At 69.0% G+C, this 21,101-nt stretch carries 19 protein-coding genes, 1 other RNA gene and 3 pseudogenes; 13 read left to right on the plus strand and 10 right to left on the minus strand.

From position 1 onward, the window contains the following. The 10 genes and pseudogenes from KGA66_RS22315 to KGA66_RS22360 all read left to right on the plus strand — a co-directional run. Positions 1–735 (plus strand): annotated as a pseudogene (locus KGA66_RS22315) (hypothetical protein); the annotation flags it as partial. A 66-nt stretch (positions 736–801) separates the two neighbouring features. Continuing rightward, entirely contained in the window at positions 802–2,319 is a 1,518-nt protein-coding gene (gene mptB, locus KGA66_RS22320) for a polyprenol phosphomannose-dependent alpha 1,6 mannosyltransferase MptB (protein WP_211470244.1), read from the plus strand. Positions 2,320–2,440: 121 nt separating this feature from the next. Beyond that, positions 2,441–2,719, plus strand: a complete 279-nt coding sequence (locus KGA66_RS22325; protein WP_211470246.1) for a MoaD family protein — start codon at positions 2,441–2,443, stop codon at positions 2,717–2,719. 2 nt (positions 2,720–2,721) lie between these two features. Then, positions 2,722–3,669 carry a PLP-dependent cysteine synthase family protein gene (locus tag KGA66_RS22330; protein ID WP_211470248.1) on the plus strand — a complete coding sequence of 316 codons (948 nt, stop codon included), beginning with the start codon at positions 2,722–2,724 and terminating at the stop codon, positions 3,667–3,669. 69 nt (positions 3,670–3,738) lie between these two features. Continuing rightward, on the plus strand, positions 3,739–4,545 hold the full coding sequence (gene murI, locus KGA66_RS22335) for a glutamate racemase (RefSeq protein WP_211470250.1): 807 nt from the start codon (positions 3,739–3,741) through the stop codon (positions 4,543–4,545). Then, on the plus strand, positions 4,542–5,336 hold the full coding sequence (rph, locus tag KGA66_RS22340) for a ribonuclease PH (protein WP_211470252.1): 795 nt from the start codon (positions 4,542–4,544) through the stop codon (positions 5,334–5,336). Before murI ends, rph begins: the two co-directional genes overlap by 4 nt. A 5-nt stretch (positions 5,337–5,341) precedes the next feature. Continuing rightward, entirely contained in the window at positions 5,342–5,974 is a 633-nt protein-coding gene (gene rdgB / locus KGA66_RS22345; RefSeq protein ID WP_211470278.1) for an RdgB/HAM1 family non-canonical purine NTP pyrophosphatase, read from the plus strand. Between the two features lie 502 nt (positions 5,975–6,476). After that, a complete protein-coding gene (locus KGA66_RS22350; protein ID WP_211470254.1) occupies positions 6,477–7,748 on the plus strand; it encodes an extracellular solute-binding protein in 1,272 nt (423 codons plus the stop codon). 163 nt (positions 7,749–7,911) lie between these two features. After that, positions 7,912–8,823: a carbohydrate ABC transporter permease gene (locus KGA66_RS22355; RefSeq protein ID WP_211470256.1), complete on the plus strand. Its 912-nt coding sequence runs from the start codon at positions 7,912–7,914 to the stop codon at positions 8,821–8,823. A gap of 2 nt (positions 8,824–8,825) precedes the next feature. Next, entirely contained in the window at positions 8,826–9,728 is a 903-nt protein-coding gene (locus KGA66_RS22360) for a carbohydrate ABC transporter permease (RefSeq protein ID WP_246508300.1), read from the plus strand. A 50-nt stretch (positions 9,729–9,778) separates the two neighbouring features. On the opposite strand, the gene KGA66_RS22365 is transcribed toward KGA66_RS22360, so the two are convergent. Next, positions 9,779–10,060, minus strand: a complete 282-nt coding sequence (locus KGA66_RS22365; protein WP_211470258.1) for a UBP-type zinc finger domain-containing protein — start codon at positions 10,058–10,060, stop codon at positions 9,779–9,781. Positions 10,061–10,431: 371 nt separating this feature from the next. Here KGA66_RS22365 and KGA66_RS22370 point away from each other — a divergent pair, with 371 nt between their 5' ends. Continuing rightward, the gene (locus KGA66_RS22370; protein ID WP_211470260.1) at positions 10,432–10,998 is read left to right on the plus strand and encodes a YceI family protein; all 567 of its coding nucleotides are present in this window, start codon (positions 10,432–10,434) and stop codon (positions 10,996–10,998) included. 93 nt (positions 10,999–11,091) lie between these two features. Further along, on the plus strand, positions 11,092–12,432 hold the full coding sequence (locus KGA66_RS22375; RefSeq protein ID WP_211470262.1) for an MATE family efflux transporter: 1,341 nt from the start codon (positions 11,092–11,094) through the stop codon (positions 12,430–12,432). A gap of 191 nt (positions 12,433–12,623) precedes the next feature. On the opposite strand, the gene KGA66_RS22380 is transcribed toward KGA66_RS22375, so the two are convergent. From KGA66_RS22380 to ftsE, 5 genes are all read right to left on the minus strand, one after another. Further along, a complete protein-coding gene (locus tag KGA66_RS22380) occupies positions 12,624–13,580 on the minus strand; it encodes a hypothetical protein (protein ID WP_211470264.1) in 957 nt (318 codons plus the stop codon). 118 nt (positions 13,581–13,698) lie between these two features. Beyond that, positions 13,699–14,087: a transfer-messenger RNA gene (gene ssrA, locus KGA66_RS22385) on the minus strand. Between the two features lie 254 nt (positions 14,088–14,341). Continuing rightward, positions 14,342–14,818 carry an SsrA-binding protein SmpB gene (gene smpB / locus KGA66_RS22390; protein ID WP_211470266.1) on the minus strand — a complete coding sequence of 159 codons (477 nt, stop codon included), beginning with the start codon at positions 14,816–14,818 and terminating at the stop codon, positions 14,342–14,344. Positions 14,819–14,833: 15 nt separating this feature from the next. Then, positions 14,834–15,742: a permease-like cell division protein FtsX gene (gene ftsX / locus KGA66_RS22395; RefSeq protein ID WP_211470268.1), complete on the minus strand. Its 909-nt coding sequence runs from the start codon at positions 15,740–15,742 to the stop codon at positions 14,834–14,836. Between the two features lie 133 nt (positions 15,743–15,875). Continuing rightward, a complete protein-coding gene (gene ftsE / locus KGA66_RS22400; protein WP_211470270.1) occupies positions 15,876–16,565 on the minus strand; it encodes a cell division ATP-binding protein FtsE in 690 nt (229 codons plus the stop codon). Between the two features lie 198 nt (positions 16,566–16,763). Here ftsE and KGA66_RS22405 point away from each other — a divergent pair, with 198 nt between their 5' ends. Next, on the plus strand, positions 16,764–16,952 hold the full coding sequence (locus tag KGA66_RS22405; protein ID WP_211470272.1) for a hypothetical protein: 189 nt from the start codon (positions 16,764–16,766) through the stop codon (positions 16,950–16,952). Between the two features lie 89 nt (positions 16,953–17,041). Here the strand turns inward: KGA66_RS22405 and prfB are convergent, their stop codons facing one another. From prfB to KGA66_RS22420, 4 genes and pseudogenes are all read right to left on the minus strand, one after another. Further along, positions 17,042–18,139: a peptide chain release factor 2 gene (prfB, locus tag KGA66_RS22410; protein WP_211470274.1), complete on the minus strand. Its 1,098-nt coding sequence runs from the start codon at positions 18,137–18,139 to the stop codon at positions 17,042–17,044. A gap of 60 nt (positions 18,140–18,199) precedes the next feature. After that, positions 18,200–19,282 carry a DUF8189 domain-containing protein gene (locus tag KGA66_RS32555; RefSeq protein ID WP_498066740.1) on the minus strand — a complete coding sequence of 361 codons (1,083 nt, stop codon included), beginning with the start codon at positions 19,280–19,282 and terminating at the stop codon, positions 18,200–18,202. A 30-nt stretch (positions 19,283–19,312) separates the two neighbouring features. Further along, a pseudogene (locus tag KGA66_RS32210) lies at positions 19,313–20,470 on the minus strand (serine/threonine-protein kinase); the annotation flags it as partial. A 174-nt stretch (positions 20,471–20,644) separates the two neighbouring features. Then, positions 20,645–21,101: pseudogene (locus KGA66_RS22420) on the minus strand (hypothetical protein); the annotation flags it as partial.

A 21,101-nucleotide genomic window follows, 5' to 3' on the forward strand; every position in this document is an offset into this window, starting at 1 on the left:
GTGGTGGTCAGCGGGCTGCTGGCGGCGGCGCTGCCCGGGGCGCTGTCCTTCCTCGACCATCAGTCGAGCCGGGGCATCGAGGTGGAGGCGGTGTTCGCCTCGCCGTTCATGATCGCCTCTTGGTTCGGCTACCCGATCCGCACCGTGCACGAGGACGGCAACTTCCAGCTGGCCGGGCCCGGCACGGGCGTGGTCGCCTCGGGCGCGATCCTGCTGACGCTGCTGGGCTTCGGCATCGTGCTGTGGTGGCGGTTGCGCCGCTTCCACCCGGACCGCTGGTCACCGGCGCTGATGTACGACGCCGGTTTCACCGTCTTGCTGGTGATGGTTGTCACCAGCCGGGTGCTCAGCCCGCAGTACCTGATCTGGCTCATCGGGCTGTCCGCGCTGTGCCTGGCCGAGAACGGCCCCGGACGCCGCGGCACGCTGATGGCGACGCCCGCGCGACTCGTGCTGGCCTGCACGCTGGTGAGCCAGCTGGAATTCCCGATCCTGTTCCTCCAGGTGCTCACGCACGGGTTCCTGGGCACCGCGGTGGTCGCGGCTCGCAACCTGGTGCTACTGGCCGCCACGCTGATCGCGCTGCGCAAGCTGTGGTCCGCGACGACGCGGGAGCCCGCCTCCCGGCACGCCGACGCGCCACTCGAAGCCGCCGCCGCACAAGATCTACTACAGCCGGCCGGGGCGTCAGCCACACCGGGCGCCCGGGAACACAGGGGCGCCTCAACAGCCTAGGGACTATCATCACGCGCGGGTCCCGACTAAGGGCCTGCCGTGGTCGCGGGGACGTGTGAGGGAGCGATGAGCGAATCGGCCGCGCGGCCGCGAGGCGGGACCGCCACCTCGCCGGGCGTGCTGCCCGGGCCGCTCGACGAGCGCACGCCACGCAGCCTGCGCCCGGTCGGCCCGCGCCGACTGCTGAGCGAGCTGATCGAGTTCGTCTACCGGCTGGCCGGATCGACCCTGGCCACGCCGCGCGTCGCGGTCGGCGTCTCGCTGGTCGGCCTGCTGCTGATCATGCTCGTGGGCATCCTGTCGCCGAACTTCAACACGCTGCCGCCGAACTTCACCGGCGACCCGGCGAACCTCAAGCCGATCGTGCTGCCGCTCTCCGGCCACCTGTGGGAGCTGCCCTGGTTCGTCTCCTTCCCGCTGACCTACCTGGCGATCGTGCTGCAGTGCCTCGGCCTGGCCGGACTGCTCTGGGCGAACAGCCGCGGCTGGCGGCCGAACCCGCGGCACCTGTTCCTCGCCGCCTGCGCGATCGTCGCGGTGATGGTGAACATCACCCCGGTCGGTTCCTCGGACGCGGCCAGCTACGCGGCGTACGGGCACGTGGCCAACCGGGGCTTCGACCCCTACACCAACGGCCCCGACATCCTCGGGCCACAGAATCCTTACACGAGGTCGGTCGGGCCGATGTGGACCCGCACCCCCTCCGTGTACGGGCCGATCGCGACCTGGGTGCAGCAGTTGGCGGCCTGGCTCGGCGGGCTGAGCCCCGGCTCGACCGTGCACTTCCTGATGATCTTCAACGGGGCGGTGTTCCTCGGGGTCGGCTACTTCCTGCTGCGCACCGCGGACGACCCGGTGCGCGCCTCGCTGATGTGGGTCGCGAACCCGGTGCTGATACAGCAGCTGGTCGCGGGCGGCCACCTGGATACGTACGCGGCCGCCGCGGTGGTCGTCGGCGTGCAGATCGCCCGGGGCGGCACGCAGGGCTGGCGCTATCTGGCCGCGGGGCTCGCGGTAGGCATCGCCTGCGCGTTCAAGGTCAACTCCGGCCTGGTCGGGGCGGGGCTGGCGTGGGCGCTGGCGATGCGGCGGGACTGGTGGAACACGGCCCGCCTCGCGGTCGGCGGCGTGGGCTCGGTGGTGTTCTTCTACTCCTTCTACGGCCTGCACGCCGTGAAGCAGCTGCTCACCGCCTCCAGCCTGGTGGCCACCCCCTCGCCGTGGCGGGCCTTCCAGCTGGCGCTGCAGGGGATCTTCGCGCTGTTCGGCGAGGGCGATCTCGGGCAGCGCATCGGCGCGGTGGCCACGTCGATCGGCTGGCCGATCCTGATGATCGCGGTCGCGGTGTTCATCTACCGGCGCTTCTCCCCGGACCAGCCGGCCGCCGTCACCGTGCCGTTCGCGCTGTGCTTCGCCTGGATCGTGGTCGCGCCCTGGTCGCTGCCCTGGTACGCCGCCCTGGCGTGGGTGATCCTGGCGCTGCTGCCGCGCAACCCGATGACTCGCTGGCTCACGCTGGCCACCGTGTTCCTCGCGCTCATGCACTCTTCCGGCGGCGGGCCCGCGCCGTGGGCGAACTCCTGACCAGAGCACGGACACCCCGTCCCGGCCGATGCGGGAATCGATAACATGGGCGCATGCGTTCCCCGGTGTGCCCATGGCCGCCAAAAGTGCCAAGAGCCGATACCGTTCAGGAGCTGAATTCATGGCCGTCCAGGTCTCCATCCCGACCATCCTGCGCAGCTACACCGACGGCGCCAAGCGCGTCGAGGCCGAGGGCGGCACGCTGCGCGACCTGATCACCGATCTTGACCAGCGGCATCCCGGCATCGGCGAGCGACTGATCGAGAACGGGCAGCTTCGCCGCTTCGTGAACGTCTACCTCAACGACGAGGACGTGCGTTTCACCGGCGGGCTGACCACCCCGCTCACCGACGGGGACGCGGTCACCGTGCTCCCGGCCGTCGCCGGCGGCGCGCGCTGACCATGCGCTACGACAGCCTGCTCGACTCCCTCGGCCACACCCCGCTGATCGGCCTGCCCAAGCTCTCCCCGAGCCCCCAGGTGCGCCTGTGGGCGAAGCTGGAGGACCGCAACCCCACCGGCTCGACCAAGGACCGGCCCGCCCTGGCGATGATCGAGGCCGCCGAGGCCGAGGGCCGCCTGACCGCGGGAGCCACGATCCTGGAACCCACCAGCGGCAACACCGGAATCGCGCTGGCGATGGCGGCCAAGCTCAAGGGCTACCGGCTGGTCTGCGTGATGCCGGAGAACACCAGCGAGGAGCGGCGCCAACTGCTGCGCATGTGGGGCGCCGAGATCATCCCCTCCCCGGCGGCGGGCGGCTCGAACGAGGCCGTGCGGGTGGCGAAGGGCCTCGCGGCCGAGCACCCGGACTGGGTGATGCTGTATCAGTACGGCAACCCGGCCAACGCGGGAGCACACTATGCGGGCACTGGCCCGGAGCTGCTTGAGGACCTGCCGACCATCACGCATTTCGTCGCGGGCCTGGGCACCACCGGCACGCTGATGGGCGTGGGCCGGTACCTGCGGGAGAAGGTGCCCGGCGTGCAGATCGTGGCCGCCGAGCCGCGTTACGACGACCTGATCTACGGGCTGCGCAACCTGGACGAGGGATTCGTCCCCGAGCTGTACGACGAGTCGGTCCTGACGACCCGTTACTCGGTCGGGTCGCTGGACGCGCTGCGCCGCACCCGCCAGTTGCTGGAGGTCGAGGGAATCTTCGCGGGCGTCTCCACAGGGTGCGCGCTGCACGCCGCGCTCGGTCTCGCGCGCAAGGCACACCAGGCCGGACAACGCGCCGACATCGCGTTCATCGTCGCCGACGGCGGCTGGAAATACCTGTCCACCGGCGCGTACGAGGGCAGCCTCGACGAAGCCGGCGACCGCCTCGAAGGACAACTTTGGGCATAAGCCGCGGCGTGCGTATTCACAGCGGCACCGCCGCGTTCAAGCCGGCTCCCGTGCGGTTATGGTTAGCCGGTGGCTGACGCACCCATCGGAATCTTCGACAGCGGTTATGGCGGTCTGACCGTCGCAAGGGCCGTACTCGACCAGTTGCCGCACGAGCCGATCCTCTACCTCGGCGACACCGCGCGGCAGCCGTACGGCACGAAATCGATCGCGGACGTGCGCAAGTACTCGCTCGAGTGCCTGGACATGCTGGTGGACCACGGCGTGAAGATGCTTGTCATCGCGTGCAACTCGGCCAGCTCCGCAGTGCTGCGCGACGCCCGCGAGCGGTACGCGGTCCCGGTGGTCGAGGTGATCCACCCCGCGGCCCGTCGCGCCGTGGCGGCCACCCGAAACAGCCAGGTCGGGGTGATCTGCACGCCGGCGACCAAGACCTCCGAGTCGTACGAGGACGCCTTCGCTGCGGCGCCGCATATCAAGCTACTGACGCAGGCGTGCCCGCGCTTCGTGGAGTTCGTCGAGGACGGCGTCACCGGCGGCGAGGAGCTGATCAAGGTTGCGCACGAGTACCTCGACCCGGTGGCCGCGGCCGGGGTCGACACGCTCATCCTGGGCTGCACCCACTACCCGCTGCTTACCGGCGTGATCTCCTACGTGATGGGCGAGGGCGTCACCCTGATCTCCAGCGCCGAGGAGACCGCCAAGGACGTCTACCGCAAGCTGGCCGGGCTCGGCCTGATGCGCGACGAGTCCCTCGGCACGCCGGAGCACGAGTTCCGCACCACCGGCGACCCCGAGCGGTTCAAGGAGATCGGGCGGCGGTTCCTCGGCCCGGAACTGAGCCGGGTCCGCGCGGCGGCTACGCTCGACTCATGACCCAGGGATCTTCCCCAGCCTCCGCCGCAGCGCGCACCGCGCCGCAGAGTAACACCAGCGCGCCCGCCGTCCGGATCGACGGCCGCCGCCCCGACCAGCTGCGCCCGATCACCATCCGCCGAGACTGGCTCGACCACGCCGAAGGCTCGGTGCTCGTCGAGTTCGGCCGTACCCGGGTGCTGTGCGCCGCCTCGGTCACCGAGGGAGTGCCGCGCTGGCGCAAGGGGTCGGGGCTCGGCTGGGTCACCGCCGAGTACGCGATGCTGCCGCGCGCCACGCACGAGCGCTCCGACCGCGAGTCGGTCAAGGGTCGCATCGGCGGGCGTACGCACGAGATCTCACGGCTGGTGGGCCGGGCGATCCGGGCCGTGGTGGACTACAAGGCGCTCGGCGAGAACACGATCGTGCTCGACTGCGACGTGTTGCAGGCCGACGGCGGCACCCGCACGGCGGCGATCACGGGCGCGTACGTCGCGCTCGCGGACGCGGTGTCCTGGCTGAAGAAGAACGGCTCGCTGCGCGCCGGCAAGGAGCCGCTGACCGGTTCGGTGGCCGCGGTCTCCGTCGGCATCATCGGCGGCGTCCCCATGCTCGACCTCTGCTACGAGGAGGACGTGCGCGCGGAGACGGACATGAACGTCGTGTGCACCGGCGACGGGCGCTTCGTCGAGGTGCAGGGCACGGCCGAGGGTGCCCCGTTCGACCGGGCCGAGCTGACCGAGCTGCTGGACCTGGCCACGGCCGGCTGCGCCGAGCTGACGGCGGTTCAGCGCCAGGCGCTGGGCTGGTGACCGCGGTGACGCGGGCGGCCGGTTCGAGCCCTGTCTGCGCGCCGCGCGTCGTGCTCGCCACCCGCAACCGGCACAAGATCGAGGAGCTGCACGCAATCCTCGCGGCGAGCGGGGTCGAGGCCGAACTGCTCGGCGTGGCCGGGTTCCCGGACCTACCCGACGTCGCCGAGACCGGTGTCACCTTCGCTGAGAACGCGCTGCTCAAGGCGGTGGACGTGGCTGCCCGCACCGGCCTGCCCGCGGTCGCCGACGACTCAGGACTGTGTGTGGACGTGCTCGGCGGCGCGCCCGGTATCTTCTCGGCGCGCTGGGCAGGACGGCACGGCGACGACAAGGCGAACCTCGATCTGCTGTTGGCGCAGTTGCGCGATGTCGCGGACGAGCACCGGCAGGCCCATTTCGCCTGCGCGGCCGCGCTCGCCCTCCCGGACGGCAGGCAGGTGGTGCGCGAGGGGCGGATCGACGGCGCGCTGTTGCACGCTCCGCGCGGTTCGAACGGATTCGGGTACGACCCGATCTTCCTGCCGGACGGATACGACCGGACCACGGCCGAGATGGCGGCCGGAGAGAAGAACGCCATCTCGCACCGCACGCGCGCCTTCCAGGCCCTCGCGAAGGACCTCGCCGCGCTGCTGTGACGAAAGACGCGATGCGCGTCGGCGGCCGCTCGCCGGAGACTGAGCGGCCGCTGGCGTCCCGCGCCGGAACACTGGCGTCCCGCGCCGCGAAGGACCTCTCGGCGCTCGGACCGACCGGCCGCTCGCCTCGACGACCGCGCGGACGGCGGTGAGACAGGCCCGAGGTTCGCCGGCCTGCCCGGACGAGAGCTTCGCCGTCGTCGACGAGGAGTAGTGGCGCGGTACGCCGGCCCGGCCGCGGGCGCCGATCCGCGCCACGGTCGTCGGCCGTCGTCGGCTCATCCGATCTCACGCGCGACTTCTCAACCGGCTTTCACCGCCGCGGTGGACCCTCGCCCGAAGGTCACGTTTCCATAACTGGTATAGACCGGCATCCCATCTGGTCTAGACCAGACCGGACCGGCTGGCCTACGGTGACCGCACCCCGGAATTTCAGCGCTCCACACTCCGCTCCCCACTCCCCCGGCCCGGCCCGTTCTCCCCTTCGGTGAAAGGCATCCCCATGAAACAACGTCTCGCGGCAGCGGCGGTCCTCGGGCTCAGCGCGACCCTGGCACTCACCGCCTGCGGCAGTTCCTCGAAGCCCTCTTCCTCCTCCGGCGGCTCAACCTCCGGCGCCGTCGCCATCAAGCTGGTCGCCGCCGACTACGGCACCGGCCCGGCGAACTCCTCGCAGACCTACTGGCAGCACGTCGCCGACGCCTTCCACCAGGCGAACCCGAACATCACCGTGCAGGTGCAGACGATCGACTGGAACGACCTGAGCTCGAAGGTCCAGACGATGATCCAGAACAAGCAGTACCCTGACATCCTGGAGGGTCTGACCTACGCCCAGTACGTGCAGGACGGCATCGCGTACAAGGCCTCGGACGTGCTCGACGCGGCCGCGCTCTCGAACATCAACCCGATCTTCGCGAAGGCGGGCGAGGTGAACGGGACCGAGTACGGCATCCCGTGGACCACCTCGTCGCGGGCCATGTTCTACAACAAGAAGCTGTTCACCCGGGCCGGCATCTCGTCCCCGCCGACCACCTGGGACCAGCTGAAGGCCGACGCGAAGGCGGTCGCGCAGAAGACCGGCAAGACCGGGTTCGGCCTGCCGCTGGGCTCCGAGGAGGCCCAGGCCGAGTCGCTGCTGTGGTTCCTCGGCAACGGCGGCGGCCTGACCGACGCCTCCGGCAAGTACGCGATCAACTCGGCGCAGAACATCGCGACGTACCAGTACCTGCAGGGCCTGGCGAAGTCCGGCGCGACCGAGCCGGACCCGGCCACCAAGAACCGCACCGACCTGTGGCAGCAGTTCGCGCAGGGTGACATCGGCATGATCAACGGCTCTCCGGCGCTGATCCCGATCATCCAGAAGGCCGGCGTGCTGCAGAGCTCCGGCTACGGCGTGGTGGCCGTGCCCGGCAAGACCGGCCCGCTGACGTCCACCGTGGGCGTCGCGGACTACGTCGTGGCGCTGGACAAAGGCGACCACCGGGCCGCGGTCAAGTCCTTCCTGGACTTCGCCTACAGCGACCAGAACCAGCTGGCCTTCGACAACGAATACGATCTGCTGCCCGCCACCACCTCGGCGACCAACAGCATGTCGGGCAACCCGCAGTTCGCCGGCTTCGTGAAGAACCTGGGCACGGCGACGCTGTATCCGAGCTCGCAGGCCGATTGGAGCACCGTGCTGACCGCGATCCAGAAGCAGATCGGCACCGCGATCACCGGCGACCCGAGGAACGTGCTCGACCAGATCCAGCAGAGCGCGACCGCGGGCCAGTGACACGGCACAGGTGACACGCACAGGTAACGCAGTGAACTGACGCTGCCCCAAGCTTCGGGTTCCGGCCGACGCCCCGGCGCGGGCGGTGGTGACACCGGCCGGGACCCGAAGGCCCCCGCGGCGACGCGCCGCCCTTCCCGAATCAGCGGAGAGACCCAGACCCATGTCATCGCTCTCTAATCTCCCGCCGCGGCGGCTCGGCCGGGCCGCGGCCCCCCTCGGCTGGCTCGGTCCGGCGATCGCGCTGATCGGCTTCGCGGTGCTCTGGCCGGTCTACGAGATGTTCCGGATCTCCTTCCAGCACTACAGCCCGGACGGCTTCCTGCTGGGCTCGGCCGGGTTCAGGAACTACACGAAGCTGTTTCAGGACCCGAATTTCGGCCCGATCATGCTGCGCAGCCTGCTGTGGGTGGGGGCGGTGGTCGGCCTGACGATGCTGGTCTCGCTCGGCGTGGCACAGCTGTTCAACCAGCGTTTCCCCGGCCGGCGCGTCGCCCGCTGGGCGCTGATCGCGCCGTGGGCGGCCTCCGTGATGATGACGGCGATCATCTTCCGCTGGATGCTCGACCCGAACACCGGCGCGCTCAACCTGCTGCTGCGCGATCTGGGCCTGCTTTCGAAGCTGGGCACCAGCCAGGCGGACTGGCTCGGCCGCCCGGACGCCGCGTTCGCGTGGATGATCGCGGTGGCGGTGTTCGTCTCGGTCCCGTTCTCGACGTACACGATCCTGGCCGGATTGCAGACCGTCCCCGCCGAGGTGTACGAGGCGGCCGAGATCGACGGCGCTTCGCCGTCGCGCACCTACCTCGCGGTCACCCTTCCGCTGCTGCGCCCGGCGATCCTGGTCGCCACGCTGATCAACGTGATGAACGTGTTCAACTCCTTCCCGATCATCTGGGAAATGACCCGCGGCGGCCCCGGCTACGAGACGAACACCTCGACGGTCTACATGTTCAACCTGAAGCAGAACTTCATCGGCCAGTCGGCCTCGATGTCCGTGGTGAACTTCGCCGTGATCGTCGCGATGGTGCTGGTGTTCCTGCGGGTCAGCAACTGGAAGAAGGAGGTGGCGTGACGATGGCCGCGACCAGCGCCCCAGCCCCAGCCGCCGCGCGCACCGCCGCTGCCGCCGCCGCAAGGACCGGGCGGCCACGGGCCCGCCGCAATCCGCCGAGGCCGCGCACCATGATCATCGCCGCCGCGGCGTATGTCGTGGCTCTGATCTTCCTGCTGCCCTACGTCGAGATGGCGCTGACCGCGCTGCGCCCGCCGAGAGAACTGCTGGACGCGGGCTACCTGCCGCGCCATTACGCGTGGTCGAACTTCAGCTCGCTGTGGTCCACCGGCATCGGCTCGAACCTGCGCGTCTCGCTCACGGTCGCCGGCGGCGCGACGGCGCTGGTGCTTCTGGTGGCGACGCCGGCGGCCTACTACACCGCGCGCCGCAGGTTCCGCGGTCGCACCGCTTTCCTGCTGCTGGTGCTGGTCACCCAGATGTTCCAGCCCACGGCCCTGGTCGTCGGCATCTTCGGCCAGTTCAACCAGCTCGGCATGATCGACGACCCGACCGCGCTGATCCTGGTCAACGCGGGCTTCAACATGGCCTTCGCGATCTGGATCCTCAACGCCTACTTCGGCGCGATCCCGAGGGAACTGGAGGAGGCTGCGCTGGTGGACGGCTGTACCCGGCTCGGCGCGATGTTCCGGGTGATCATCCCGCTGGCGCTGCCCGGCATCGTCACGGCCCTGATCTTCACGTTCATCGCCGCCTGGAACGAGTTCATCGTCGCGCTGACGCTCACCTCCACGCCGGCCAACGAGCCGCTGACCGTGGGCTTGAACAACTTCATCGGCGCCTACTCGGTGGACTGGCAGCACCTGTTCGCCGGGTCCGTCATCGCGACCATACCGGTGATCGTCCTGTTCGCGCTCATCGAGCGGAAGGTCGTCTCCGGGCTGACCGCGGGGTCGGTGAAGTAGCGGGCATGGCGCGGCCCGCAGCCCGGCTCAACGGGGAACAAGGCGACCTGTCAGGCGCTCAGCCGGCCGGTCAGCTCGTGGACGTAGCACCAGCTCCAGGCGTCGCCCGGCATGACCGAACGCATGACCGGGTGGCTGGTCTGGTGGTAGTGCTTGGTGGCGTGGGTTTCGGGAGAGGAGTCGCAGCAGCCGACGTGCCCGCATTCCAGGCACTCCCGTAGCGCCACCCAGCGGGTACCCTCGGCCAGGCACTCCTCGCAGCCCTCCGGGGTGCGCGGCGGGGGGAAGTCCGCCATCCGCAGCGTTTCCAGATGCTCGCAGCTCTCAGCCATCTTCGCCTCGCTATCAGTTCAAGGTCTTCGTCGAACCGTCCGGATTCCCGTTCTTCGGGGCGTCTCTCGCGCGGGCACGCCCTGGTTCGTCACAATCTCCAGCGTCTCCACCGTCGTCGACCGGTGGACCAGCCGAACGGTCGACCGGTTCGGAGATCTCGAGGACGATCCGGCCGGCGAACCGGTCCGCATGCCTCGGCAAGCCACCCCGAAGCGCCGCGCGCCCGAGCGGTCTTCATCTGCGGGAGCGGGCTCCGTCGGTGGCTTCCCCACGTCACCACACTACCCGCAATAGACTTCCTTCTGCCGTATTGAGTGCGTTGAGTGCATTGAGTGCATTGTGCGATATAGCTGAAATTTGGAGGCACGACGTGACCAGCACTGCATCGACCGCCCTGACCGGGGCGTACAGCATCGACCCGGTGCACAGCCGCATCGGCTTCACCGCCCGCCACGCCATGGTCACCAAGGTGCACGGCTCGTTCAGCCGGTTCACCGGTGCCGGCACCTTCGACGTCGAGGATCCGTCCCGCTCGACGCTGCAACTGACCATCGACGGGGCGAGCATCGACACTCACAATGCGGACCGGGACGCCCATCTGCGCAGTAACGACTTCTTGGATCTCGAGCACTACCCGCAGATCACGTTCAACTCGACCTCCGTCCAGCAGGTCGAGCCCGACACCTACCGAGTGACCGGGGACCTCACCATCAAGGGCGTGACCCGGCCGGTCACCTTCGACCTGGTCTATACCGGATCGGCGGTCGACCCCTACGGCAACCAGCGTGTCGGCTGGGAGGGCCGCACCACGATCAACCGCAAGGACTGGGGCGTCAACTGGAACGCCGCCTTGGAGGCCGGCGGGATGCTCGTGAGCGAGAAGGTGACCCTCGAGTTCGACATCTCGGCCGTCAAAGACGCGGCGGCCGGTGCGTAAGGTGTGCGCGTGCGCGAATAGGGGTGTCGGAAAAGGATCTCAGGCGCCGAACGGTATTGGACGGGCCGGACCGGGACCTGCGACGATCAGTGCGTGGCGCGGACAGCAACCACGACGGCCGAGTTTCCGACCGGACAGGTCACCGCCGGCGAAATCCTCCGGCTGGCCGTTCCCGCCCTCGGCGCGTTGATCGCTGAGCCGCTGTTCCTGCTCGCGGACACCGCGATCATCAGCCGTCTGGGTACCGCACCGCTGGCCGGGCTCGGGACCGCCGCCGCAGCGCTGGCGACCCTGGTCAACGTGTGCGTCTTCCTCGCATACGGCACCACCGCCACGGTAGCGCGCCGGCTGGGTGCGGGCGACACCGCCGGCGCCCTGAACAGCGGTATCGCGGGGGTCGCCCTGGCCGCCGGGCTCGGCGTCACCCTCGCTCTCGTCGGGCTCGGCGCGGCCGAACCGATCGTGCGCTGGCTCGGCGTGCCGCCCGCCTCGATCGGATACGCCGGCACCTATCTGCGTATCAGCTCCCTCGGCCTGCCCTGCATGCTCATCGTGCTCGCCGGCACGGGCGTGCTGCGCGGCCTGGCCGATACCCGCACTCCACTGTTGATCGCGGGCTGGGGCGCGGTGGCCAACGCCGCGCTGAATTATCTGCTGGTGTACCCGGCGGGGATGGGCATCGCCGGCTCGGCCCTCGGTACCGTGCTCACGCAGACCGCGATGGCTGCCGCTTATCTGCGCATCATTCACACCGCGGCGCGTGCCCGGGGCGTGCGCCCGCTTCCGCGGCTGGAGGAGGTCCGCCACGGACTGGGCGCGAACGCCGCCCTGCTGATTCGCACTGTCGCGCTGCGCGCCTACCTGCTGGTAGGTGTCTGGGTCGCCGGCCGTCTGGGCACCACCGCGCTCGGCGCGCACACCGTGGGGAGCAATGTGTGGAATCTGCTGGCGATGGCCTTGGACGCCCTGGCCATCGCCGCCCAGGCGCTGGTCGGCCATGCCCTCGGCGCGGGCCGGCCTGATCGGGCCAGGCAGTTGCTGAGCCGTCTGACCCGGTGGGGTGTCGGCTACGGACTGGTCACCGGCGGGTTGCTGCTTGCGGTTTCGCCGTTCGCGCTGAGCCTGATGACGCCTGACGCCCACGTGCGCGCCGCGCTGGTTCCGGTGGTGCTGATCATGGCGTTGTTCCAGCCGGTGGCCGGTGCTGTCTTCGTGCTCGACGGTGTGTTGATCGGCGCCGGCGATTCGCGCTACCTGGCTTGGGCCGGGCTCGCGTGCACCGCGGTGTTCGTCGGCGCAGCGCTTCCGGTGGCCCTCGCGCCGCTGACGCTGACCTACCTGTGGTGGGCGGTAGGTGCCTTGATGCTCGCGCGGTTGTTCGCCCTCGGTGTGCGCGCGAAGGGCGCGAAATGGATCGAAGCCGGACCCGGCTGACCGCAAGCCACGGGCCGCAGGCCCGCAGACCGCGACGAGACACATTGCGAACCGGCCTTGCGCCACGCGCCCGTACCCCATGCTCCAGCAGTAGCCCAGGCGGCCAACTGCCGCAGCGGAGCGAAGTCAGCAGCTGTGGATCTGCTTTCTAGTCTGACGTTGTGGTTCGGGCTTGGATGCCGTCGATGCCGTCAGGCGCCGGCCAATCGATCGACTCCGAATCCGCTGATCAGTAGGCGTTCCTTACGGCTGCCGGTGAGCTGCTGGGTCCAGTCGACGAATCCGCCGTCTGCGATCTCGACGCACTGGCCGGCGATGGTGGCGTAGACCTTGTAACACAAGTGGGTGTAGTAGCCGCGTCCGGTCGTGCGCTCGGGATCATCGAGGACATCGATGCCCGGTGTTGCGGCCAGAGCGGCGCGGGCGTGCTCACGCAGCGGGATGCTCGACTCGTCCAGACTGGTCAGGCGGATCTCGGCGTGCTCGATACCGGCGCGGGACAACGCCCTGGTGGCGAACTGCAGATGCTCGGTGAGGTGCTGGTGTTCGAAGGCGCGGTTGCCGGTGTCCCGGCCGGCGCTCACCATCGCGAAGAGCTGGAAATGCGCGAGCATGCCGGGTGCGCCGAAGTGCTGGGCGCGCACCACTCGTTGGGTGGCGGCCAGCCGGACGGGTACGGCCGAGCGGGAGTCGGTGGCCATGGCTCGGGCACGTCGCTCGGCGGCCTCCAGGGCCAGAGCGTTGGTCGGGTCGGCCGCGACCTCGCTGCCCCGGATCGTGGCCACTACCTTGCGCGGATCAACGCTCGCAACCGCGCAGTGCGCCCCCAGCGGCAGCAGCGGGGCCAGAACGAGCGTCTCGAAGCCGTCGGGCAGCGCGGCGAGCAACACGTCCTCGGTGCGGCGCAATACGGCCGGATCGGTCGGAGCGGGGGCGACGAATCGATCGGAGCGGTAGCGTCGCATCACCTCGGCCGGGGTGAGCCGGTCGGCGCGGCGCCGGAACACCTCGAGCAACAGCGTGGTCAGATCCGCGCCGGAGAGCTCGGTGACCAGCACATCCAACAACTCCGCGCCGCCCGGGCGTGTCAGTACCCGTCGCAGCGCCGGACCGACCCGGGCGTCGTCGGTGGACTCGTGATCTGTCATGGTCGATCAGTATCGCCCGGTAGCTAGCACTGCGGCCAGCGACTATTCGCTCGTCTCCTGCGAGCAGCGACGATGGCCGATCCGGCGAGCGCCCCACGCGCGCAGGGTCGGCCGGACACAGTGGAGGTGCCGGGAATCGAACCCGGGTCCATCGGCGAGGCAACAGGGCTTCTACGGGCGTAGTCTCAGTGCGCTTTTCTCGGCTCCGCAGATCCCTGAGACGAGTCTGCGACGAGCCCAGCCACGTGGATTTCCCTCAGTCTCCCGTGACCTGATCCTGAGGTTGAGCCCCCTAGCGATGCCGGATTCCAGGCCGGGGGCGATCCTGGACCGACAGGGCTATCCGCCCGTTACGTGATCGCTAGATCAGGCAACGAGGGCGAAGTTCGCCCGGGCCATCTTCTGATTGGCATTTGTTTTTTTGCTGCGTATGGTTAACGAGATCATCACAGCTTCCTCGGCCCGCTTCCCCTGCTTCGACGTCCGATGTCGAAACCGTTCACCCCCGTGGCGGAAAAACCGCACACGGCAGCGCACGGACACGCGCTCGTCCTCCCGCGGAGGCCAGGCGTGGCAGTGAGCAGTGTGTGCAGTTCTCAAACAGGGGCGGAACACCGGGGTGCCCGCCGCTACCAGGATACGCGTAGCACCGCCGACGGGTAAAACCGATTGGCGCGGGCGGGGCCGACGCCCTACCCGGCGGCGGACATGCGGACTGGGCAAGCGGACTGGGCGGGCGAGCGAGCGGGTCCGGTGCCGGATCAGCGATAGCGGCGGCGGTGCGCGGAGATGTCGCGCTCCGCCTCGCGCTTCATCTGCTTCTCCAGCAGCGTCTGGCGTTTGTCGTAGTCCTTCTTGCCGCGGGCCAGGCCCAGTTCGACCTTGGCCTTGCCGTCCTTGAAGTACAACGCGAGGGGGACGAGCGTCAGTCCCGACTCCTTGGACTTGCCGATCAGCTTCTGGATCTCCTGGCGGTGCAGAAGCAGCTTTCGCATCCGGCGCGGCGCATGGTTGTTCCAGGTCCCCTGGTTGTACTCGGGGATGTGCACGTTGTAGAGCCACACCTCGGCGTCCCGGATCTGGGCGAAGCCGTCGACCAGGGACGCGCGGCCCTCACGCAGCGACTTCACCTCGGTGCCGGTGAGCACCAGGCCCGCCTCGTAGACGTCCTCGATGAAGTAGTCGTGCCGCGCCTTCTTGTTCTGGGCGATCGTCTTCTGCCCGCGTTCCCTGACCATGGCCCCTATTCTCGCTCAGACGCGCAAGTACTTTCGCAGCGTGAACGCCGAGGCGAGCACGGACATGAGCACGCCGACGATCAGCAGGCTCGGCACGATCCACACGAACGGACCCCAGCCGATGAACTGGACCGAGGTCAGGTGCGGGGCCACCACGTGGTTGATGAAGAACGCCTTGACCCCGACCAGGATCACCGAGGCCACCACGCCGCCGGAAAGTCCCGCGACCGCGCCCTCGAGCAGGAACGGCATCTGGATGTAGAAGTTCGACGCGCCGACCAGCCGCATGATCCCGGTCTCCCGGCGGCGGCTGAACGCGGAGAGCCGGACCGTGTTGAAAATCAGCAGGAAGGCGAGCACGAGCATGATCGTGGCCACACTGACCGCGGTGTACTCGGCGATGTGGATGAAGGTGAACAGCGGCCGCAGCAACTGCTGCTCGTCCTGGACCGACTGCACGCCCGGCAGGCCTGAGACGGCTCCCTCGACGACGGTCGCGTTGGCCGGGTTGTCCAGCTTGACCCGGAACGAGTCCTGCATGTCGTTCGGCGTCACGTCCTGCGAGATCGGCGAGCCGGCCTGCATCTGCTGGTAGTGCTGGAAAGCCTGCTGCTGGTCCTCGAACGTGACCGTCTGCACGTGCGGGGTCTTGACCAGCGTGTCGTGAATGCTCTGCTTCTGCAGGTCGGTGATCGCGGTCTGGCAGTTGGTGTACTTGCCCACGTCCTCCTGGTTGCACATGAAGACGCTGACCTCGACCTTGCCGTACCAGTAGTCCTGCATGTGCAGGGTCTGCTGCCACATGAGCAGGCCTGATCCCAGCATCACCAGGGCCACCGCCGTGGAGACGATGACCGCGATCACCATCGTGAGGTTGCGGCGCAACCCCTGGCCGATCTCCTGAAGGACGTACTGGACGCGCATGGTCGGTCTACCTGCCTGCCGGAGCTCTAGTCGGAAGCCTTCGGCTCAGTCGCGAAGCCGGTGGCTTTCTGGCTTTAAGTGGGTCAGCCCGTCGCTCGTGGTCGCCGTTTCGCTCGGGGAGCGCCGCGGAACACTAGCGTACGTAGCCGTACACGCCGCGGGCCTGGTCGCGCACGAGCGTGCCCTGGTCGAGTTCGAGCACGCGCTTGCGCATCTGGTTCACGATCGCCTGGTCGTGCGTCACCATCACGACCGTGGTGCCGGTCCGGTTGATCCGGTCGAGCAGCTTCATGATGCCGACGCTGGTTTCCGGGTCGAGGTTACCGGTCGGCTCGTCCGCGATGAGGATCATCGGCCGGTTGACGAAGGCGCGCGCGACCGCCACGCGCTGCTGCTCGCCACCGGACAGCTCGTTGGGCATCCGGTCCTCCTTGCCCGCGAGGCCGACCAGTTCCAGCACCTCGGGCACGACCTTGACGATCTGCCCCTTGGGCCGCCCGATCACCTCCAGGGCGAAGGCGACGTTCTGGTACACGGTCTTGTTCGGCAGCAGCCGGAAGTCCTGGAAGACGGTCCCGATCAGCCGGCGGTGCTGCGGCAGCTTCCAGTTCGACAGCCTATTGAGATCCTTGCCGGCGACCACGACCCGGCCGGTGCTGGGTCGCTCCTCACGCAGGATCAGCCGCATGAACGTGGACTTGCCCGAGCCGGAAGAGCCGATGACGAAGACGAACTCGCCGCGCTCGATCTCCAGGGACATCTCCTGCAGCGCGGGGCGCACCTGGTTTGGATACGTCTTGCTGACGTTCTCGAAGCGAATCACGGTTGCATCACCATCCGGCGGCAGTCTAGACAGTACGGCTCCGATGTGGGAGCCGGTTGCGCGAGGACTCCGCGCGGGCGTGGGTTCCCGGCGGCGGCTTCCGGCGGGAAGCTCCCATGGAGTGTACGAGGCGAGCCGGGGGTAGGAGGGAACGAACGGGCGCAGCGCGGCGTTGTCCTGGGTGATGAGGAGGACTCGATGAGACCCGACGAGCTGGCCTGCGCCAACTGTTGCGGACCGGTGTCCGAGGGACGCTGTCCGGTCTGCCGTGCCTCACGTGACCAGTTCAGACGCACAATGGGCGGCTTCAACGCGCCGCTGTGGCTGTGGCTGTCGATCTTGGCCCTGCTGGTGTGTCTGCTTGCGCTTGAAGCCCACTTCGCGTGAGCTGAGTCACACTTCGCCCGGCCCCGGCGGGCTCTGACGATCGGTGACCTGACGGGCGATCACGCCGGGGGCGGCCGACCGAACCACCCCTACCGCTTGCGACGCCAGCGAATCGCGGCCTCGACGAAGCCGTCAATCTCGCCGTCCAGGACCGCCGAGGTGTTACCGGTCTCGAAATCGGTCCGCAGATCCTTCACCATTTGGTAAGGGTGCAGAACGTACGAGCGCATCTGGTTGCCCCACGAGCCGGTCGTGTCGCCCTTGAGCGCGTCGATCTTCGCCTGCTCCTCCTGCCGCTTACGATCGAGCAGCTTCGCCTGGAGCACCGCCATCGCGGACGCCTTGTTCTGCAACTGCGAGCGCTCGTTCTGGCACGAGACGACGATGCCGGTCGGCAGGTGGGTCAGCCGCACCGCCGAGTCGGTGGTGTTGACACCCTGGCCGCCGGGCCCCGAGGAACGGTAGACATCGACCCGAAGCTCGTCGTCCGGAATCTCGATGTGGTCAGTCTGCTCCACCACCGGCACCACCTCGACACCCGCGAACGAGGTCTGGCGCCGACCCTGGTTGTCGAACGGCGAAATGCGCACCAGCCGGTGCGTGCCCTGCTCGACGGAAAGCGTCCCGTACGCGTACGGCACCTTTACCGCGAAGGTCGCCGACTTGATGCCGGCCTCTTCCGCGTAGGACGTGTCATAGACCTCGGTCGGATAGCCGTGACGCTCCGCGTAACGCAGATACATGCGCATGAGCATCTCGGCGAAGTCAGCCGCATCGACCCCGCCGGCCTCGGCACGGATCGTGATCAGCGCCTCGCGGGCGTCATATTCCCCCGACAGCAGCGTGCGCACCTCAAGCTCGCTGATCGCCTGCGCGACCCGGGGCAGCTCAGCCTCCACCTCGGCGCGGGTCTCCGCGTCGTCCTCGGCCTCGGCCAGCTCGGCCAGCACTTCCATGTCGTCCAGCCGGCGGCGCAGCGACTCGACCCGGTTGAGCTCACCCTGCACATAGGACAGGCGGCTGGTCACCTTCTGCGCCTTGGCCTGATCGTCCCAGAGGTCCGGCGCCGCCGCCTCCTCGTTGAGCCGCTTTATCTCGCCTCGCAGCGCATCGAGGTCGACGACGGCCTCGATAGAGGACATCGTCGCCTTCAGGTTCTTCAGTTCTTCAGCTACGTCTACGGCCACAACCCTCAAGGGTACGCGACGCTGCGTGGTGCGCGGTTCGGGCGCGCTGCGAGGCGGCGTTCAGGCGTTCGTCGCGTACAGACGCACGGTGCCGTCCGCGCTCGTGGTCGCCAGGACCAGGCCGAGACCCGCGACGGGAGTCACACCGACTGGATTCTGCGACGTGACGCCTACCGGCGCCCAGTTCATCGAACCATGCAAGTCGGCCCCGGACGGCTCGTAAACCTGGACGTCCCCGGCCACGGACTGAATGAACAGGTACGGCTTGCCGCCGCTGACATACCCGGCCTCGGGCTGGCCAACTGCCCCGGTGGGATAGGTCGAGCCCCACCACCGATCGTCGATCAACCTGACGTCGGCCAGATCGGAGGCCCGGATCACGTAAGCCGCCAAGGTCCCGTCCGCGCGCACGGCCACCGCCACATCGGGCTTGATGGAGCCCGCGCTGCCGATGACGTGCCACGGCTTCCAACGGCCGCCGGGCCGCCCGTAGCCCTCCGCGGTGAGCAGGCTGCCCGCGCGTGAAGCCACGAGCAGTTCCGTGCGGCCCCCGGACAGCGGGACGGCTGCGGGCGCGCCGGCGACGCGAATCGAGCCGATCCCGGCCCCGGTGAGCGAGTCCCAGCGCGACGGCGCGCCGTCGCTCAACACAGCGCGGTGCATCTGGCCGTCGTTCGACACCGCATAGATCTCGACGCTCCCGGATGGGCGCCCGATGACGGCTGGTTCGGCGGCTGCCGTGAGACCGGGCAGAGCCTGCCAAGCCGTGAACCGCGGTGACCGGCCCGCACTCCCCGGGGCATAGCGCACGACACCGTCAGCACCGGTCATGACGACGTACGCCGCGTTGCCCGCGTCGACGTAACGCACGGCACCGATCGGCCTGGCCGGAGGCGCCTCGACACCGCCAAGAGGCAGCAGGCCGAGCGGCCCGACAGGTTTCGTCTCGACAGGCGAGGCGGACGGGCTCGCCGCAGCGCCGCTCAGACTCGTCGCCTTGCCGGGCTTCGACACTCTGGCGGGCTCTCTCGCGCTGCCGGAGTCCCCCTTCGACAACAGGTAGCCACCGGTGGCGACGACCGCAGCCGCGACCACGGCCGCGATTGCCTGCACGCGAGTGCCGCGCAGTCGACCGACACCCACAGGGCGGCTGAACGCGGTGCTGAGGCCGCCGATGCCTGATCTCGTCCCGCCCAAGCCACCCGAGCCACCCGAGCCGCCTGCGGCAGCCGGGGCGTTGACGGCGTGCGAGGTGCTTCCCGCGGCGGTGCTGTCTCGCGTGTCCACCGATTCGCGTTGTTGCGGAGGCTTCGGCACGGTGCCGGGAATGGGAGCGGAGGGACCGAGCGGTTCCCGGATCGGCCGCATCAGGTTCACGTGCGTCTGTCTCGCCGCGTCCGTCCGGTCGCCGGAACCGCGTACCAGCGGCACCGCGCCCACGCTCATCGGGACCGCCCGCCCGGCACCAGCGGCCAGCGCGACAGGGTCCAGGACCGCCCGCGGGTCGGCGAGGCGCAGCGCGGGCAGCCCGGCCAGACCGGGGGCCAGCATCCGCAGCCGCCCGGCCACCTCGGCGGCGGTCAACCGGGCGGCCGGGGCTTTGGACAGGCAAACGGTCAACAACTCGCCGATCGCTTCCGGCATGCCGGGCACGTCGGGAACCGGCTCGGTCACGTGGCGACGCAGCACCGCGCCCGGGTGACCGCCGCCGAACGGGGTCCACCCGGTGAGCAGTTCGAAGATGAGGGTGCCAAGCGCGTACACGTCCACCGGTGGCCCGGGAGGACAGCCCTCGATGACTTCGGGCGCCAGATAGTCGGGTGTCCCGACGATACGTGTGGCGCGAGTGCGCCGCGGGCCGTCCACCAATCGCGCGATACCGAAGTCGGTGAGCCGCGCGGCACCGGTGGCGGACTCCATCAGCACGTTCTCCGGCTTCACGTCGCGGTGCACTACACCACGAGCGTGCGCGGCGGCGAGACCGGCCGCGATATCGGATGCGATGGAGACCGCGGCGGCCGGCGTGAGCACGCGCTGGGTCTCCAGGCGCTCCCGCAGATCGGTCCCGCGCACCAGATCCATGACGAGGGCCAGGTCGGTACCGTCCACGACCAGGTCCCGCACCGCGACGACATTCGGATGGACCAGGCTCGTGAGCACCGTGCGTTCCTGGACGAAACGCGCGATCAGCGTCTGATCCGCCGCCAGATCCTCACGCAACAGCTTGACCGCGACCGGCCCGTCCGGGCCCGCCCCCTCCCAGACCGTGCCGCAGGTGCCCCGGCCGATCACTCTGGTGACCGTGTACCTGCTGCCGATCTTGCGTGTCACCGTTGCTCCGTGAAGGTCCGCGCGCGTGCCTTAACCGACACTGTGCCTTCCTGAACCTGCGCGGGCAACTAACGCGCCGAAGCACCGCTGAAGTCACCGGCCGTTAAGCTGATCACCCGTCAGGAGTAGTCAGTACTGAGATATGAAATGGCCAAGCGTCAAACTGTGGCACTGTCAGGAGGGCTGCCGCGCAAAGCCGACCGGCATTCGCGTCTGCGAGACGCTGCTGGAGGAGCGGTTGCCGTTGCCGAATCCGGCGGTCGGATGCCGCTTCGCCAACTGCCGGCCGACCGTGACGCCGACCGCGACGGCGATCGCCAGCACGATGACAAGAATCGCGAGCTTGCTCAGGCAGCCGAGCCCGGTCCGTTTGGCCGGCGCGTTGGGTGCGTAGCTCTGCGGCTGCCGCGGCGCCTTATTGCGCGGCGCCTGGTACGTCGGCTGCTGCGGCGGGCGGTACTGCGCTGGTCGCGGCGCCTGTTGATACGCCATCGGATAGTGATTGGCCTGCTGCGGAGCCGGGTACGGCCGCGGGATCGGCGGCTGAAGCGGCGACGGCTGACCCGTCCGATTCTGCGCGGGGCCACCCGGGTACGCGGGCATGCTCGACGGCTGAGGCACTGGCGACTGA

Origin of the sequence: Actinocrinis puniceicyclus (genome assembly GCF_018283645.1) — a bacterium.
Lineage (GTDB): Bacteria > Actinomycetota > Actinomycetes > Streptomycetales > Catenulisporaceae > Actinocrinis > Actinocrinis puniceicyclus.